At 71.9% G+C, this 14,636-nt stretch carries 15 protein-coding genes; 6 read left to right on the top strand and 9 right to left on the bottom strand.

The features are described from left to right. Positions 1 to 18: 18 nt before the first annotated feature. Positions 19 to 486 carry a DUF6869 domain-containing protein gene (locus ACFQGU_RS06270; protein ID WP_386768180.1) on the top strand — a complete coding sequence of 156 codons (468 nt, stop codon included), beginning with the start codon at positions 19 to 21 and terminating at the stop codon, positions 484 to 486. 34 nt (positions 487 to 520) lie between these two features. On the opposite strand, the gene ACFQGU_RS06265 is transcribed toward ACFQGU_RS06270, so the two are convergent. The 3 genes from ACFQGU_RS06265 to ACFQGU_RS06255 all read right to left on the bottom strand — a co-directional run bounded on the left by ACFQGU_RS06265 (position 521) and on the right by ACFQGU_RS06255 (position 2,760). Further along, positions 521 to 1,423: a RecB family exonuclease gene (locus ACFQGU_RS06265; protein ID WP_386764801.1), complete on the bottom strand. Its 903-nt coding sequence runs from the start codon at positions 1,421 to 1,423 to the stop codon at positions 521 to 523. Continuing rightward, entirely contained in the window at positions 1,420 to 2,046 is a 627-nt protein-coding gene (locus tag ACFQGU_RS06260) for a MarC family protein (RefSeq protein ID WP_386764799.1), read from the bottom strand. The genes ACFQGU_RS06265 and ACFQGU_RS06260 overlap by 4 nt, the downstream gene beginning before the upstream one ends. Before the next feature lie 75 nt (positions 2,047 to 2,121). Next, positions 2,122 to 2,760, bottom strand: coding sequence for a DUF6758 family protein (locus ACFQGU_RS06255; protein WP_386764797.1), 639 nt, complete (start codon positions 2,758 to 2,760; stop codon positions 2,122 to 2,124). A 100-nt stretch (positions 2,761 to 2,860) separates the two neighbouring features. Here ACFQGU_RS06255 and ACFQGU_RS06250 point away from each other — a divergent pair, with 100 nt between their 5' ends. Next, the gene (locus tag ACFQGU_RS06250) at positions 2,861 to 3,292 is read left to right on the top strand and encodes an NUDIX domain-containing protein (protein WP_386764795.1); all 432 of its coding nucleotides are present in this window, start codon (positions 2,861 to 2,863) and stop codon (positions 3,290 to 3,292) included. 10 nt (positions 3,293 to 3,302) lie between these two features. On the opposite strand, the gene ACFQGU_RS06245 is transcribed toward ACFQGU_RS06250, so the two are convergent. The 6 genes from ACFQGU_RS06245 to ACFQGU_RS06220 all read right to left on the bottom strand — a co-directional run bounded on the left by ACFQGU_RS06245 (position 3,303) and on the right by ACFQGU_RS06220 (position 9,594). Then, entirely contained in the window at positions 3,303 to 4,454 is a 1,152-nt protein-coding gene (locus ACFQGU_RS06245) for a DUF2332 domain-containing protein (protein WP_386764793.1), read from the bottom strand. Positions 4,455 to 4,467: 13 nt separating this feature from the next. Beyond that, entirely contained in the window at positions 4,468 to 5,013 is a 546-nt protein-coding gene (locus tag ACFQGU_RS06240) for a general stress protein (protein WP_386764791.1), read from the bottom strand. Between the two features lie 83 nt (positions 5,014 to 5,096). Then, positions 5,097 to 6,299 (bottom strand): acyl-CoA dehydrogenase family protein, encoded by a 1,203-nt coding sequence (locus tag ACFQGU_RS06235; RefSeq protein WP_386764789.1) that lies wholly within the window; start codon positions 6,297 to 6,299, stop codon positions 5,097 to 5,099. 1 nt (position 6,300) lies between these two features. Continuing rightward, entirely contained in the window at positions 6,301 to 7,269 is a 969-nt protein-coding gene (locus ACFQGU_RS06230; RefSeq protein ID WP_386764788.1) for an HpcH/HpaI aldolase/citrate lyase family protein, read from the bottom strand. 60 nt (positions 7,270 to 7,329) lie between these two features. Next, positions 7,330 to 8,259: a DMT family transporter gene (locus tag ACFQGU_RS06225; protein WP_386764786.1), complete on the bottom strand. Its 930-nt coding sequence runs from the start codon at positions 8,257 to 8,259 to the stop codon at positions 7,330 to 7,332. A gap of 42 nt (positions 8,260 to 8,301) precedes the next feature. Next, complete coding sequence (locus ACFQGU_RS06220) at positions 8,302 to 9,594, bottom strand: MFS transporter (protein ID WP_386764784.1); 1,293 nt, start codon at positions 9,592 to 9,594, stop codon at positions 8,302 to 8,304. Positions 9,595 to 9,738: 144 nt separating this feature from the next. On the opposite strand from ACFQGU_RS06220, the gene ACFQGU_RS06215 reads away from it, so the two are divergent. The 4 genes from ACFQGU_RS06215 (at position 9,739) to ACFQGU_RS06200 (ending at position 14,625) form a co-directional block, all read left to right on the top strand. After that, positions 9,739 to 11,025 carry a magnesium transporter MgtE N-terminal domain-containing protein gene (locus ACFQGU_RS06215; RefSeq protein WP_386764782.1) on the top strand — a complete coding sequence of 429 codons (1,287 nt, stop codon included), beginning with the start codon at positions 9,739 to 9,741 and terminating at the stop codon, positions 11,023 to 11,025. Continuing rightward, positions 11,015 to 11,572, top strand: a complete 558-nt coding sequence (locus ACFQGU_RS06210) for a DUF1003 domain-containing protein (RefSeq protein WP_386764780.1) — start codon at positions 11,015 to 11,017, stop codon at positions 11,570 to 11,572. Before ACFQGU_RS06215 ends, ACFQGU_RS06210 begins: the two co-directional genes overlap by 11 nt. A 62-nt stretch (positions 11,573 to 11,634) precedes the next feature. Then, positions 11,635 to 13,359: a GspE/PulE family protein gene (locus ACFQGU_RS06205; RefSeq protein ID WP_386764778.1), complete on the top strand. Its 1,725-nt coding sequence runs from the start codon at positions 11,635 to 11,637 to the stop codon at positions 13,357 to 13,359. A gap of 126 nt (positions 13,360 to 13,485) precedes the next feature. Further along, the gene (locus ACFQGU_RS06200) at positions 13,486 to 14,625 is read left to right on the top strand and encodes an Mrp/NBP35 family ATP-binding protein (protein WP_386764776.1); all 1,140 of its coding nucleotides are present in this window, start codon (positions 13,486 to 13,488) and stop codon (positions 14,623 to 14,625) included. Positions 14,626 to 14,636 lie beyond the last annotated feature (11 nt).

The raw sequence follows: 14,636 nt of genomic DNA, 5'->3' as shown, positions 1-14,636 counted from the left end.
GGGAAGGATCGACCCGTGATGTGGAGTGCCGAGCAGGTGGACGAGGTCGTGTGGTCCTACCGCATGTTCGACGAGCTCAGCCGGGGCAGTGCGAACGACCGCCGTCGTGCCGACACCGACCACTGGTGGGCGTGGGAGACGGTCAACCGTGCGGTGCTCGACGGCAGCCTCCCGATCGAGGTGCTGGACGAGATGCTCCACGATCCCGACGCCGACCACGCGCACCGCGTCTACGTCGCCGCCGGCCCGATCGAGGACCTGCTGAGCGACCACCCCGAGGACTACGCCGACCTCATCGCCGAGCGCTGCCGCACCGACCGGGTGTGGGCCAGCACGGTCGAGCACGTGTGGCTCGAGCCGGACGACTGGCGCGAGCTCCCGGAGTCACTGCGGCGCCTCGTGCCTGGGCCCTCCGGCTCGTCGTCGCGTGGTGGCGGACGGCGCCCGCAACCGCCCAGCGGCAGGAGGCCCCGGCCGGGGCGGTGACACCTCGGCGTGCCGCTCGACAGCGCCGCCAGCGCTAGGCCGAGTCGGCGAGCCCCGACCAGGGCGCGATCTCGGACGACGCGTCGCGGCCGCTCGGGCACCAGCGGCGGTAGTCGCACCACGAGCACGACGGCCCGGGGCTCGGCGGGAAGTGCGCGTCGATCGCCTCGACCGCGTCGGCGTCGCCGGCCGCGGCGTCCTCGGCGCGGGACGCGAGCCGGTCCTTCCAGACGGTCTCGGCGGTGCTGGCCTCGGCTGCGATGTCGCCCGCCCGCGTCAGGTGCCGCTCGATCGACTCCGGCGTGTGGTCGTGCGCCGCAACGGTTCCCGTGGGCAGGTGGTGCAGCTCGACCCGGCGCGAGCGTCGGCGCAGCGTGCGGCTCGCCGCGACGACGTAGACCGCCAGCGCGAGCGACGAGCGCGCGTCGTCGTCGGTGAGCGGACGGCGTCCGGTCTTGTAGTCGACGATGACGAGCTCGTCGGCGCCGTCGTCGCTCGCGCGGCGGTCGATGCGGTCGACCCGGCCCGACAGCGCCATGCCGTGCGTCGTGGTCGACACCGTGCGCTCGACCCCGGCGGGCTCGTCGTCCGGGTCGAGGTGGGCGACGTACGACGACGTCATCGCGGCGGCGCGCTCGCGCCACTCGCGGATCTGCGCGTCGTCGCGGAACCCGTCGGTCAGGAAGTTGCGCGTCACGAGGTCGGTGGCAGCCCCCGGCGTACGCCGCTCCACGGGCAGCAGCCACCAGTCGCGGAGCGCGTTGTGCACCGACGAGCCGACGCTGTTGTGCGCCCACGGCAGGCCCTTGGGCCTGCGGTCCAGGTACGCGAACCGGAACCGGCGCGGGCAGGAGAGCCAGGTGTCGAGCTTGGTCGGCGTGCACGACCACAGCCGCGTGGGCATGCCGTCGAAGGTGAGGGCGCCGTCGTCGCTCATGCGGCGTTGGCGTCGATGAAGCCGAAGACGCCGGCGGCGACGAGCTCGACCGCGATGGCGGCCAGCAGCAGGCCGGCGATGCGCGTGAGCACCAGGATCCCGGTGGGCTTGAGGATGTTCGCGAGGAACACCGAGTAGCGCATCACGAGGTAGATGGTCACGTGGATCGCGACGATGCCGAGCACCAGCGCGGTGATCTCGGCAGTGGTGTCGGACTGCCGCACGAACAGGATCGTGGCCACGATCGCACCGGGGCCGGCGAGCAACGGCGTACCGAGCGGCACCATCGCCACGTTGACGTCGTCGACCTCGGTGGGCTCGTCAGTCTTCCCGGTGAGCAGCTCGAGGGCGACGATCAGCAGCAGCAGCCCGCCGGACGCCTGCAGCGCCGGGAGCGAGATCCCGAGGAACGCGAGGATCCGCTCGCCGAAGAGCGCGAACGCCGTGATGACCGCGAACGAGGTGAGCGCCGCCTGCGCGGCGAGCTTGGCCATCGCCGCCTTGCCGCGGCGCGCGGTGAGCGCCAGGAAGATCGGGATGATGCCCGGCGGGTCCATGATCACGAACAGCGTGAGGTAGACCGAGGCCAGGAGCTTGAGGTCCAACCACGACGACACGCGCACACCCTACGGTCACCCGTCTCGCTCGCACCGATCGATCCGTCGCTTCCCGGTGCCGGTAAGACGGATCGATCAGTGTCAGCGAGGGGGGTCGAGGGACAGGCGCGGGGTGAGCGCGCTGACGGGCACCTCGCCGAGGCGGGTGCGGATGTCCACGACCCGCAGGTCGTGCAGCGCCAGGCCGTCGTGCACGACCATCCACTCGGTCACGGGCCAGGTGATGATCCAGAGCCAGCAGCCGGCTGCCTCGCCGACGTACGCCGACCGGTCCGACACCGGCAGCGACCAGAGCGAGGTCGGATGCCCGCCCGCCGTCACCGCCGTGTCGCGCGGCAGGCCGGTGATCTCCGGGCCGGGGTCGGTGCCGACGATGCCGGCGTACTGCGCGCCGAGTCCCACGCCGGGCTCCTCCGCCACGATCACCATCTCGGCGGTGCGTGCGGCGAGCCCGGGGCCGGTGTACGAGACCGCGACGGCTCGCGCCGGGCCCGTGCCGCCGGTACGCCGTACGCCGGACACCGCCCAGCCGACGGGCAGCGGCAGCGGGATCCACACGGGCACAGCGGACGAGGACGCGACGTCGCGCAGGTGGTAGTGCTCGGCCGGCAGGGGCGCGTGCAGAGGTTCGACCTCGCCGTGGGTCGGGCAGTGCCAGGCGGGCACGTCGACCGTGAGCCCCACGGGGCCGCCGCAGCGCACGCACACGGGTTCGGGCATCAGCAGCCTCTTCCGCGCGGCCGCGGCCCGGGCGCCGACGGCCTTCTGCCGAGCACGGTGGCCCCGACGGCGCCCGGAGTCAACCGCCAGACTGGTGCTCGTGAGCCACGAGACACCGCGCATCCCCTGTGTCGGCGGGATCGTCGTCGACGCCGGGAAGCTGCTCCTCGTGCAGCGCGGCCAGCAGCCGAGCCTCGGGCTGTGGTCGATCCCCGGCGGACGGCTCGAGGACGGCGAGAGCCCCGAGGAGGGCTGCGCCCGCGAGGTGCTCGAGGAGACCGGGGTCCGCGTGGCGGTGGGGAGGCTCGTCGGCACGGTCGAGCGCGATGCGCCGTCCGGCGGCATCTACGTGATCGCCGACTACCTCTGCGCGCCTCGGCACGACGACGGAGCGCAGCCGGAGGCGGTGGCGGGCGACGATGCGGCCGACGCCCGCTGGTTCGACGTCGCCGAGGTCGTAGCCCTCGACACCGACGGCCTCATGGCCCCCGGGGTCCTCACCGCTCTCCGCACCTGGGGTCTCGTCCCCTGACCCGCTGCGGTCAGAGGGCGGTGATCGCCGTCTCGGTCGGAGGCTGCCAGCGCACCGGGAGGCCGTGGGCGCTCGTGCACCCGACCAGCAGCGACGTGCCCGCAGGGAAGGCTGCGAGCGGACCGTGGAGCGGCGCAGGCCAGCAGCGGAGGATGAGGTCGAAGTCGAGACCGGCCCGCTCGTCGAGGGCGTGCGGCTCGCGCGACAGGTGCACCACCGGCGCCTCGGGCCCGGCATGGGAGGCGAGCTGCTGGAATGCGACCTCGGCGGCGGCGCGCGCGGGCTCGTCGAGGTAGATCCATGTCGTCGAGTGCGCGACGACGAGCACCCGGCCGGGCACGGGCTCGAGCGACCGCAGGTGGTCGACGACGTCGGCCCGCACGAGCTCGACGGGCACGGTGGCCGCGAGCTCGTACGCCGCGCGCAGCCGCTCGAACCGCTCGGTCTGGTCGGGCCACACGAACGACGTCAGGTGCAGGCGCCCCTCGGTCGTGGTGACGTCGACGGGCGCGAGGTCGACGGCCACCCGCGCCACGATGTCGGGCGCGACGTCCGGGGGAAGCGGGTCGCCGGTCCATACGTCCTCGAGAACGAGCGGCGAGCCCTGCGGCCCCCGCGCGCCGCCGAGCCACGTGATCCGCACCCGGTCGGCCAGCAGGTTGAGGCCGGCGGAGGCGCCTACCTCGTGCACGTGGAGCGGGAGCCGATACGCCTCCGACACGATCGAGAACGCTCCCGTGAACGCCGCAGAGCGGGCGGGCTCGTTCGTCTGGGGCGGCGAGGAGAGCAGCACAGGAAGGCGGGATGCGTTGTCCCGCAACGCCTCCTGCCAGGCCTCGTAGCAGGAGCCGCGGCCTGCCCCGTCGACCGGGGCCGTCCCCCCGACGGACGGGAACCACAGCGCGAGGGCGGGCGCCTCCCGCTCGAGCACGAGCCGGTGCGCAGCTGCGAGCACCCGCAGGGGGATGAGGTCGCCGTCGCGCGCGTCGGACCAGGGCTGGAGCAGCGCGGCCAGTGGTCCGCCCGACGCGAGCTCCAACGACGCGGAGCGGCAGATGTCCGCATACACGCCGGAGCCGATGTCGGCGCAGTCGCGCGCCTGCCGGGCGAACTGCGCGGCGAGGCCGCTGCGGCCCTCGAACCCTGCGGGATCGCTGGTCACCGGCCCGCCCGGATCACGCCTGCTCGTCGCTCGCGGCAGGCTGGTCGGCAGGCTGGTCGGCGGGCAGCGGCGGCGGCCAGGTGACGCCGAGCCCCAGGACCTTGCGCGCCTCGCCGAGCACCGCCTGCTCGCAGAGGACGTCGTACCGCTGCGCCTGCAGCTGCTGGCGCGAGACGAAGTCGCGCTTCCCGCCGGTGAACGCGTACGACACCATGCCGAAGACGATGCCCGCGGCGGCGCCGTACAGGACGCCGAGGCCGAACAGCGGCAGCACCTCGCCGTTGGCGGTGCCGAACAGCGCGATGAACAGGCCGATGAGTCCGCCGAACCAGGCTCCCGAGAACAGGCCAGACGTCGCCGCCTTGCCCCACGACATGCGCCCCAGCACCGCCTCGACGATCCGCACGTCGACGCCCACGATCGCCACGTTCTGCACCGGGAAGCCCTTGTCGGACAACGTGTCGACGGCCTTCTGCGCGTCGAGGTAATCGTCGTACGACGCCAGCACAGGGCGCTTGGTGACGTCGGCGCCGATCGGGTCCCTCGAGGTTCTGCTCATGGTCCGACCCTACTTCCCGGAAGGAACTGCCACGGCCCCCGAACCGTCGGCGGCCCGGGGCCCCAGAAGCGAGCGTGCAGGGGCTAGGCGCGCCTGTAGTCCTCGAGGAGGCGGCGTCCGATGATCATGCGCTGGATGTCCGCGGTGCCCTCGCCGATGAGCAGCATCGGGGCCTCGCGGTAGAGGCGCTCGATCTCGTACTCCTTGGCGTAGCCGTAGCCGCCGTGGATGCGGAACGAGTCCTCCACGACCTCCTTGGCCGTCTCGGACGCGAGGTACTTCGCCATGCCGGCCTCGAGGTCGTTGCGCTCGCCCGAGTCCTTCTTGCGGGCGGCGGCGACCATCATCTTGTGCGCGGCCTCGACCTTGACGGCCATGTCGGCGAGGCGGAACAGCACGGCCTGGTGGTCGGCGATCTGCTTGCCGAACGTCTGGCGCTGCTGGGCGTAGTCGATGCCGAGCTCGAACGCGCGGATCGCGATGCCGCAGCCGCGGGCCGCCACGTTGACGCGGCCCACCTCGACGCCGTCCATCATCTGGTAGAAGCCGCGGCCCGGTGCGCCGCCCAGGATCGCGGTCTCGGGCAGGCGCAGGCCGTCCATGACGAGCTCGGTGGTGTCGACGCCCTTGTAGCCCATCTTGTCGATCTTCCCGGGGATGGTGAGCCCGGGGCGGACCTCGCCGAAGCCGGCGGGCTTCTCGACCAGGAACGTCGTCATCTTCTTGTAGACGCTCGAGCCCTCCTCGGCCTCGCCGTCGGTGCGCACCAGCACCGCGGTCAGCGTGGAGGAGCCGCCGTTGGTCAGCCACATCTTCTGGCCGGTGAGGACGAACTCGTCGCCGTCGCGCACCGCCTTGGAGCGGATCGCCGCGACGTCGCTGCCGCAGTGCGGCTCCGACATCGAGAACGAGCCCCGCACCTCGCCCGTCGCCATCCGCGGCAGGTAGTGCGCCTTCTGCTCCTCGGTGCCGTGCTGCATCACCATGTAGGCGACGATGAAGTGCGTGTTGATGATGCCGCTGACCGACATCCAGCCGCGCGCGATCTCCTCGACGCACAGCGCGTAGGTCAGCAGGCTCTCGCCGAGGCCGCCGTACTCCTCGGGGATCATCAGCCCGAAGATCCCCATCTCCTTCATCTGCTCGACGATGGCCGACGGGTACTCGTCGGCGTGCTCGAGCTCCTGCGCGACCGGGATGATCTCCTTGTCCACGAACTCGCGGACAGCGGTCAGGATCTCCGACTGGATCTCGGTCAGGTCCTCGGTCTGGGCCAGGCGGGCCATCTCACGCCTCCGGTGCTTCGAACGACTGCGTGCGGGCCATGCCGGCCGCGCGCCCCTTGGCCGAGATCACCAGCGCCATCTTGCGGCTGGCCTCGTCGATCATCTCGTCGCCGAGCATCACCGCTCCGCGGGCGCCGCCCTCGGCGGAGGTGTAGTAGTCGTACGCGTCGAGGATCAGCTCGGCGTGGTCGTAGTCCTCCTGCCGCGGCGAGTAGACCTCGTTGGCGGCGTCGACCTGGCCGGGGTGCAGCACCCACTTGCCGTCGAAGCCCAGCGCAGCGGAACGGCCCGCGACGCGCTTGTAGCCCTCGACGTCCTTGATCTGCAGGTACGGCCCGTCGATCGCGAGCTTGTCGTACGCCCGGGCCGCCATGAGGATCTGCATGAGGATGTAGTGGTAGGCGTCGCCGACGTCGTAGCCCTGCGGCTGCTCGCCGACCACCAGCGACTTCATGTTGATCGAGGCCATGAAGTCGGCCGGGCCGAAGATGATCGTCTCGACGCGCTGGCTGGCGGCGGCGATCGCGTTGACGTTGGTGAGGCCCAGCGCGTTCTCGATCTGCGCCTCGATGCCGATCCGGCCGACCTCGAAGCCCATCGTCTTCTCGATCTGCGTCAGCAGCAGGTCCAGCGCGACGACCTGCTCGGCCGTCTGCACCTTGGGCAGCATGATGCAGTCGAGGTTCTGGCCGGCGTTCTCGACCACCTCGACGACGTCGCGGTAGGTCCAGTGCGTCGTCCAGTCGTTCACGCGGACCGTGCGCACCTTGCCGTCGTACCCGCCCTCGTTGAGAGCGGCGACGATGTTCTTGCGGGCATCAGGCTTCGCGAGGGGTGCGACCGCGTCCTCGATGTCCATGAACACCTGGTCTGCCGGCAGGCCCTTGGCCTTCTCCAGCATCTTCGGCGAGGAACCGGGCACGGCCAGGTTCGAACGGCGGGATCGCAGAACGCGGGCGGGGTAGCTCATGGAGGCCACGCTACGAGCGATATGTACCTCCGCGCGCGACGGGGGTGAGTGATCGGTAACTCAGACCGGGGGCGACTCGGAGAGCACCCGCCGGTCGCCCGAGCGGATCACCAGCACGAGGCCTGCGAAGAGCAGGACGAGCGCGGGCAGGATCGCGAGCGGCGGCACCTGTCCGAGCCAGACAGCCGCGATGAGGGTGGCACCCGGCATCTCGAACAGGATCGCCAGGCTGGTCACGGTGGCCGAGGTGGTCTTGAGCACCCGGTTGATGAGCGTGTGGCCGAGCAGCTGGGCACCGGCCGTGAGCGCCACGAGGAGCCACCAGTCGCGGGCGGAGTAGCCGGTGAGCGACGCACCCAGGAGCAGGCACAGCGGCAGGATCGCCAGCGACGAGACCACGTAGGCGACGCCGGTGTAGACGGGCGTCGAGACCGTCTGGCGTGCCTTCTCCCCTGCCGTGACGTAGGCCGCGGCCAGCACGGCGCCGGCGAGGGCGAGAAGGTCGCCCACGAGGGCCATGGGGTTGATCGAGAAGTCGATGCCCGTGAGCACGAGGATGCCGAGCAGCGAGACCCCGATGCCCACCCAGGCCTGCCGCGCGACGTGGGCACCCTGCGCCCGGGCCATGAGCGCCGCCCACACGGGCTGCGTCGCCACCAGGGCGGTGGACGCCGCCACCGAGGTGAAGCGCAGGCTCGGCACCCAGGTCGCGAAGTGCGCACCCAGGAGCAGCCCCGCGATCACGGTCCACCGCCGCGAGCTGCCGCTGAGGGCGAACAGCTCCGCCCGCTGCCGCACGAGGGCCCACAGCAGGGTGAGACCGCCGCCGAAGACGCCGCGCCAGAAGGCGATGGCGAGGGCCGGGGCCGCCATCGCGGCGATGATCGGGCCGGACGTCGAGATGGCCGTGACCGCGACCGCCATGAGCGCGATGTCGGTGCCCGGCGGCCGGGACACGGCGTTCGCGCGCACCTCGCCGGCCTCGGTCATGCGCACATCCAACCGGACGTCGGCCGGCACGACCGCCCGGGCTCACGCACTCGCCGCGTGCGACTCCTCCGAGACGGGGCTGCGGGTGGCCACGACGATCCCCACGAGGATCGTCAGCACGCCTCCGCCGACCAGGAGCGCCTGGACGCTCACCACGTCGCTGAGCGGCCCGAAGACCAGCATGCCGAACGGCATCGCGAGCGCCATCACGATCCCGAGCAGGCCGAAGACCCGGCCCTGGAAGTCGTTCTCGACCGTCTCCTGCAGCAGCGTGGTCGAGGTGGTCCAGAAGAACGGGATGCACACACCGACCAGGAACATGAACACGAGGAAGATCCAGAGGTACGGGGCGAGGCCGAGGGCGATGCTCAGCACGCCCACCCCGATCGAGGCGCCGACGAGCATCGCGATGCGGTCGCGTGTGCCGCCCCACCACGCGAGGAAGGCGCCGCCCACGACCATCCCGATGCTGAACGCGAGCTCGTTCGCCGTGAGCTTCCAGACCTCGTCGCCGAACGTTCGCACCACCAGCAGCGGCGTCAGGTACGACGGCGGGACGACGAGCACGAAGATGATCGCGTAGAAGACGAGCACCCGGCGCACGAGCGTGTGGGTCCTGACGTAGCCCAGCCCCGCCTTGAGGTCGTCCAGGTAGCCCATGGCCACGGCGCTCCGGGCGATCGCCGGGACGGGGACGAGCAGCACCAGTCCGATGCCGATCAGCGCCGTCACGACGTCGACCATGAGCACGGCGACGAGGTCGAAGGAGGCGTACAGCCAGGCCGCCACCGCCGGCGAGAGCAGCATCGACCCCGACTGGATGCTGGTGTTGATGCCGTTGACCCGCATGAGGCTGGCCGCGGGCACGATCTGCGGGATGAGCGCGCTCACGGCAGGGGTCTGCACGCCGGCGCCGACCGAGCGGATCGCGAGCGTCAGGAAGATCAGCCACAGGTCCTCGACGCCGCGCAGCAGCAGCACGACGAGGCCCAGGGTGGTCAGGGCGATGACCGCGTCCGCACCCATCACGATCAGCTTGCGGTTGTGCCGGTCTGCCCACACCCCGGCGAACACCGACACCACCGCTTGCGGAAGGAAGCCGGCGATGGTCGCGCCCATGAGGACGAGCCCGGACTGCGTCGTCAGGGTCAGGTGCCACATGATCGCGTACTGCACCAGCGACGACCCGAAGAGCGACGCCGTCTGCCCGGCCAGGAACAGCGTCGCGTCGCGCACCCAGTTCGGCGGAGGGTCGTCGCCCGAAGGGACCGCGCCGCCCACCGGCGGGTCGACCTCCACGTCGTCCGTCTCCTCGAGACGGGCGGGGTCGTCCACGATCCCTCCTCCCGGCACGCTCCGGAAGGAGCTCGGGATCCACCACACCCGCATCCGGCTCCCGCGTCAACAGCATTGCCGCGCCTGCGGACGGCACAGCGTTTCCCGTCGGGATGTGCCTGACCAGGCCGATACGCTGCGCTCATGAGCGGAGCGCCGACGAGGGTCTACATCGCCCGCCTCGCCGGCATCGCCGTCTTCGACCCCCGCGGAGACCAGGTCGGCAAGGTGCGCGACATCGTCGTCGCGCTCCGGCACGGGAGCAACGCCCCCCGCGTGCTCGGCCTCGTGGTGGAGGTGCAGCCCCGCCGCCGGATCTTCTGCCCCATGACGCGCGTGACCAACGTGACCGAGGGCGCGGTCGTCACCACCGGCCTGCTCAACATGCGCCGCTTCGAGCAGCGCGCCGGCGAGACCCTCGTCCTCTCCGAACTGTTCGACAAGCGCGTGACCCTGCTCGAGACCGGCGAGCAGGTCACGGTGCAGGACGTCGGCATCCGCCAGGAGCGCACCCGCGACTGGTCGGTCGAGAAGATCTTCGTCCGCAAGGGCGGCAGCGGCTTCCGACGTCGTGGCGAGACGGTCGTCGTCGAGTGGAGCGCCCTGTCGGGCCTCACCCTCCCCGACCCCGAGCAGGGCGTGGTCAGCCTGCTGGCCACGGTCGAGAAGCTGCGCGCTGCCGACCTCGCCAACGTGCTGCAGGAGCTCACGCCCAAGCGCCGGTTCGAGCTCGCCGCCGCCCTCGACGACGAGAAGCTCGCCGACGTCCTCGAGGAGCTGCCCGAGGACGACCGCGTCGAGATCGTCGCGGCCCTCGAGGGCGAGCGCGCCGCCGACGTCCTCGAGGAGATGGACCCGGCCGACGCCGCCGACCTCCTCTCCGAGCTCCCGCCGGAGACCGCCGAGGCGATCCTGTCGCTCGTCGAGCCGGAGGACGCCGAGGACCTGCGCCGCCTGCTCAGCTACGACGACTACACCGCCGGCGGCATGATGACGCCGGAGCCGGTGATCCTGCCGCCCGACTCCACGGTGGCCGAGGCGCTCGCCCGCATCCGCGACCAGGACCTGTCCCCCGCCCTGGCTGCCCAGGTGTACGTCGTGCGCGCGCCGTTCGAGACGCCGACCGGCAAGTACCTCGGCGTCGCGCACTTCCAGCGCCTGCTGCGCGAGCCGCCGTCGAGCCTCGTCTCGGCCGTCCTCGACGACGCCCTCGAGCCCATCGGCCCGGATGCGCCCCTGTCTCAGGTGACGCGCTACTTCGCCACGTACAACCTCGTGGCGATCCCCGTGGTCGACGAGAACGACCACCTGCTGGGCGCGATCACGGTCGACGACGTCATCGACCACATGCTCCCCGAGAACTGGCGCGACGCCGACAACGACCCGGACGCCGCGACGGACGACGAGGAGGAGGTGACCCATGGCGCGTGACCGTGACGAGCGTCGGGGGCCCCGCCTCGACCAGCCGACCGAGCGCGGCGTCACGCTGCGCCCGTCCGTCGACCCGGAGCGCGTCGGCCGCCTGTCCGAGCGCATCGCGCGGTTCCTCGGGTCGTGGCGCTTCATCGGCTACATGACCGGGTTCATCATCGCCTGGGTCCTCTGGAACACCTTCGGGCCGAAGGAGCTGCGCTTCGACGAGTGGCAGTTCATCGGCCTCACGCTGCTGCTGTCGCTGCAGGCGTCGTACGCCGCTCCCCTCATCCTGCTCGCGCAGAACCGCCAGGCCGACCGCGACCGCGTGCAGTACCAGGACGACCGGGCGCGCACCGACCGCCTCATCGCCGACACCGAGTACCTCATGCGCGAGGTCGCGTCGCTGCGGGTCGCCCTCGGCGAGGTCGCCACCCGCGACTACATCCGCAGCGAGCTCCGCGACCTGCTCGACGACCTCGACGAGCGGGCGGCGAAGACCAAGGCGAAGGCGAAGAAGGCCAAGGCCACGGCCGAGGACGACGCAGACGACACCGACGCCTGACCCGGCCGCGGAACCCCCGCTCGGACGCTCAACATCCGCGCAGAACTGCCGATGTCTCCCTCGTGAGCGTCCACCCGATCGTGACCGGCGAGGAGCCCGTCGGGCGCCCGCGCCTCGGCGACGTGCTCGTGCAGCTCGGGCTGCTCGACCACCACCAGGTCGCGGCCGCCCTCGAGTCGCGCCTCGCCTCGGGCGGCACCAGGCGGCTCGGCCGGGTCGTCCGCGAGCTCGGGCTCGTCGACGAGTCCGACCTCGCCCGTGCGCTCGCCGTGCAGCACGTCCTGCCCCTCATCGACCTCGACCCGGGCAACGTCGACTCCGCCGTCGCCCGCCTCATCCCCCGGGCCCTGGCCGAGCGGCACGCCGTCGTGGCCTTCGCCCGGCGCGGCACGCGGCTCGCGGTCGCGGTCGCAGACCCGGTCGACGTCGTCGCCCTCGACGACGTGCGCGCTCTCACCGGAGTGACCGGCATCGACGCTCACGTGGCCCCCGAGAGCCGCATCCGCGAGGCGCTGGCGATCGTGTGGAGCCAGCAGGTCGACACCACCCTCGTCGCCGACTTCCTGCACGAGGTGACCCCGGTCGACGTACCTGTCGACGACGCGGACCCCGCCACCGACGCCGCCACGATCCGCCTCGTCGACCGCCTGCTCGCCGACGCCGTGCGCGCGGGCGCCAGCGACCTGCACGTGGAGCCGTCGCGCGACGGCGTGCGCGTGCGCATGCGTGTGGACGGCGTGCTGCGCGAGACGTTCCTGCTGCCACGGACCGGCAGCAGCGCGATCACTGCGCGATTCAAGATCATCGCCGACCTCGACGTGATCGAACGCCGGCTCCCGCAGGACGGCCGTGCCCTCACGCGCGTGGAGGGTGAGCGGGTCGACCTGCGCGTCTCGACGCTGCCGAGCATGCATGGCGAGACGGTCGTGGTGCGGCTGCTCCCGGCGTCGCACCGCCTGCCCAGGCTCGACGCGCTCGGGCTCACCGGTGAGCAGCAGCGGCTGCTGCTCGACGTGGTCCACCGTCCGCAGGGGCTCGTGCTCATCACCGGTCCGACCGGCTCGGGAAAGACCAACACGCTCTATGCCGCGCTCTCCGAGGGCGTGGATTCCAGTCGCAACGTGATCACCCTCGAGGACCCGGTCGAGATCGAGCTGCCCGGCGTGACCCAGGTGCACATCGACGAACGCACCGGTATGACGTTCGGACGCGGGCTGCGCGCGGCCCTGCGCCAGGACCCCGATGTCGTGCTCGTCGGGGAGATCCGAGACCGCGAGACCGCGGAGCTCGCCGTACGCGCGGCCCTCACCGGCCACCTGGTGCTCTCGACGCTGCACACGCTCGACTCGGCGTCGGCCGTGACGCGCCTGCTCGACATGGGCGTGCCGGGCTACCTGCTGACGTCGTCCCTCGCCCTCGTGCTCTCGCAGAGGCTCGTGCGCGTGCCGTGCCCCGAGTGCGCGGTGCGGCACGACCCCGACCCGTTCCTGCTCGCCACGCTCTGGGTGTCCGACCCGGTCGGCGGCTGGCTCGAGACCGTCGGCTGCCTCGCCTGCGGCGGCACCGGCTACCGCGGCCGTACCGCCGTGCTCGAGACGCTCGAGGTCGGCCCCGAGGTGCGCCGCGCCCTGCTCGAGGGCGGTGACGAGTCCTCGATCCGCCGGGCCGCCCGGCTCGCCGGCACCCGGTCGATGCGCGAGCAGGCCGTCGAGCTCGCCCGCCGCGGCGGCACCACGCTCGAGGAGATCGTCCGCGCCGTCCCCGACGACCCCGACCACTCCGCCTAGCCCTCCGAGTTACTGCCCAAATGCACGCTGAGCGGCCGAGCTCAACGTGCATTTGGGCAGTAACTCGCGTCCGTCCAGGGCGGAGGCGGTTCTGCCGGGCATCGGCACCGCACGTAGCATCAGGGCATGTCCCAGACGTTGCTCGACCTGATCGATGCTGCCCTCGCGACGGTCGAGGACCCCGAGATCCGCCGCCCGATCACCGATCTCAAGATGGTGAAGTCGCGCGAGGTCGTCGACGGCGTCGCGCGTGTGGCCGTCTGGCTCACCGTCTCCGGCTGCCCGATGCGCGACACCATCACCTCGCGCGTGGTCGAGGCCGTCGGCGCCGTCCCCGGGGTCAGCGCCGTCGAGGTCGAGCTCGACGTGATGAACGAGGAGCAGCGCAAGGAGCTGCGGGCCTCGCTCGTCGGCCATGACGAGCGCGAGATCGTGTTCACCAAGCCCGGCAACCTCACCCGCATGTACGCCGTCGCCTCGGGCAAGGGCGGCGTCGGCAAGTCGTCGGTCACCGCCAACCTGGCGGTCGCGATGGCGATGCAGGGCCTGTCCGTCGGCCTCGTCGACGCCGACATCTACGGCCACTCGATCCCGCGCCTGCTCGGCGCGACCGAGCCGCCGACGATGGTCGAGGGCATGATCATGCCGCCGCAGGCGTACGGCGTCCGCGTGATCTCGATGCTGGCGTTCAAGCCCGGTGGCGTCTCGCAACCCGTCGCGTTCCGCGGCCCGATGCTGCACCGCGCGCTGCAGCAGTTCCTCGCCGACGTGTGGTGGGGCGACCTCGACGTCCTGCTGCTCGACCTGCCCCCGGGCACCGGCGACGTCGCCATCTCCACCGCGCAGCTGCTGCCCCAGGCCGAGCTCGTCGTCGTGACGACGCCGCAGACCGCGGCGGCCGAGGTGGCGATCCGCGCGGGCATGCTCGCGCAGCAGACCAAGCAGCGCCTCGCCGGCGTCGTCGAGAACATGTCGTCCTTCCCCTGCCCGCACTGCGGTGAGCCGATGGACCTCTTCGGCTCCGGCGGCGGGCAGATGGTGTCCGAGACCCTCACGCGTGAGCTCGGCACCGACGTGCCGCTGCTCGGACGGGTGCCGTTCGACGTGCGCCTGCGCGAGGGCGGCGACAACGGCACGCCGCTCGTCGCGTCCGACCCCGACGCCCCGGCCTCGACCGTCCTCACCGAGGTCGCGACCCGCCTCGGCACGCGCGCCCGCGGTCTCGCCGGGATGTCGCTCGGAATCACCCCTGCGGGCAGGCTCTGACCTCGGGCAGC

The sequence above is a fragment of the Longivirga aurantiaca genome, assembly GCF_042660085.1.
Lineage (GTDB): Bacteria > Actinomycetota > Actinomycetes > S36-B12 > CAIYMF01 > Longivirga > Longivirga aurantiaca.
The sequence above is the reverse complement of the archived record's forward strand: the minus strand, read 5'-3'. Positions and strand labels throughout refer to the sequence as shown.